We start from the raw sequence: 2,078 nt of genomic DNA on the forward strand, positions 1-2,078 counted from the left end.
GGCCGCAACAACGACATGCCGCCGCGGCCAGACCGCCACCGCAGCCACGGATGATGCGACAATGGCCGCACCTCCAAGCACAAGTGTCCGCCTCTTCATCTGTCTTACTTTGCCTCAAGACGCAGGATTTAAGGAGGATGCGCAGAAAATTCCAATTAAATCCACGCAATGATCGACGGCAACGAGATCATCTGCATCTAATGCCGTCGAGACGGTAGGTGGGTCCCGAACGGCCACTCCTGTTTGCAGCCGGATTGACGGGAAAGCGTATTCTGCCGATGTTAGCAAATGGACGGTTGCTCCGAAGCACCCATTGGGTTCCGGTCGCGTAAAAGATGCTGTAAGGCATTGAATTAACTGACAGTTCTATCTTGCATCGATTCCGCTTTGAGCTATGCAGTTGCAGTAGGCATCAAAATTCATTTCCGAGTCAGGGCAGAGGCATATGGAACCAACCCACTTATTCGAGCTCGTCATCGCGATGTTTCTTGCGATCATCGCGCTGCACTATGCGGCCCACAGGCTCGGACTGCCGCCGTCCGTCGCGCTGCTGACCGGTGGCGCCTTGCTGGCGTTCGTGCCGGGGTTGCCGGCGATATCGGTCGATCCGGAACTGGTGCTGGTCATCTTCCTGCCGCCGCTCCTGATGGACGGTGCCTGGGCCATCGCGCTGGCGCGGTTGCGGCGCCATATGATCGGCATTGCCTCGCTGGCCGTTGGCGCTGTGTTGTTCACCTGCGCGGTGGTGGCCGTCGTGGCCCATCTTATCTTTCCATCGCTTCCCTGGGCCGCCTGCGCGGCCCTTGGCGCGATCGTTGCACCGCCGGACGCGGTCTCGGCGCGCGCCGTGCTCGAGCGAGTCAGGCTGCCGCGGCGGCTGCAGATTCTTTTGGAAGGCGAGAGCCTGCTCAACGATGCGAGCGGCCTGGTTCTCTTCCGTTTTGCCGTTGCCGCTGCCGCAACAGGAGCCTTCAGCGCGGGGGAGGCGATCGGCAGCTTCTTCGTGCTGGCGCTCGGCGGCGCCGTTGTCGGCGTCGTTGTGGGAACGGCATGGGTCAAACTCGTTCGGCGTCTCGGTGACGAATATCTGATCATCGCAGCCACGGTGCTGCTCGGTTGGATTTCCTATCTGCTCGGAGAACTGCTGCATGTTTCCGGCGTCATCGCCACCGTCACCACCGGCTTGATCGCGTCCTGGCACCAGCACACCGTATTTTCGGCCGCAACGCGGATGCGCGGCACGTCGTTCTGGACCGTGATGATCTTCCTGATGGAAGCTTCGGTTTTCACCTTGATCGGCCTGTCGCTGCGGGATGTCGTCGAACGCGGCGGCGGCTTGACCACCGTGATCGCGACGATGGGGCTGCCGATGCTGGCGATCCTCGTCACACTCGTGGTCGCGCGTTTTGCCTGGGTCTTCGCCTCCGATCTCGTCATCAGGTTCTGTGCAGCCCTGGGGGTGACGCGAACTCGGCCGCTCGGCGTCGGCGGCGCGACGGTTCTCAGCTGGGCAGGCGTGCGCGGCGTGATCACGCTCGCTTTGGCGCTCAGCCTGCCCGAGGGGTTGCCGGGCCGTGACTTCATCCTCGCCACATCCTTCGCCGTCATTCTCGGTACCGTGCTCGTGCAGGGCACGACATTGGGGCGGGTGATTGCCTGGGCGCGGCTGGTGGAGACGGAGACGGAAAGAGCGCGCCTGACCATGAGCCAGGCCGAAGTCGCCATGGTGCAGGCGCAGCTCGAGACCGTCCAAAGCCTGGCATACGACGAGGAAGGAAAGCTTATCCACCCGCAATTGCTGGACCGATACCAGCGCAGGGCGACAGTGATCGTCGACTATGCCGAGAGAACGGAGCATTACAAACCGGTGCTCCATGCTCACTTCGACGTCGTTCTCGAAGCGGTTGCTACGGGACGCCGGGAGCTCATTCGCCTCCATCGCGCCGGCGACATCGACGACGAAACGTTGGACGAGCTTGAACGCGATCTCGATCTCGAGGAATTGAGCGCGATCTCTGCCAAGGCGTAAGGTTCAGCGCCTTACGCCCTTCGATATCATCGTCAACGCATTCCGATAG

1 protein-coding gene and 1 pseudogene are annotated in these 2,078 nt (G+C 61.6%); one reads left to right on the forward strand and one right to left on the reverse strand.

The features are described 5' to 3' along the window. A pseudogene (locus FY112_RS37360) lies at positions 1-99 on the reverse strand (protocatechuate 3,4-dioxygenase); the annotation flags it as partial. Positions 100-445: 346 nt separating this feature from the next. Between FY112_RS37360 and FY112_RS02940 the strand changes: the two are divergent. Continuing rightward, positions 446-2,029 carry a Na+/H+ antiporter gene (locus FY112_RS02940; protein WP_151517621.1) on the forward strand — a complete coding sequence of 528 codons (1,584 nt, stop codon included), beginning with the start codon at positions 446-448 and terminating at the stop codon, positions 2,027-2,029. Positions 2,030-2,078: the final 49 nt, after the last annotated feature.

The sequence above is a fragment of the Rhizobium sp. PEPV16 genome, from assembly GCF_008919455.1.
In the GTDB taxonomy this organism is placed as follows: Bacteria; Pseudomonadota; Alphaproteobacteria; order Rhizobiales; family Rhizobiaceae; genus Rhizobium; species Rhizobium leguminosarum_Q.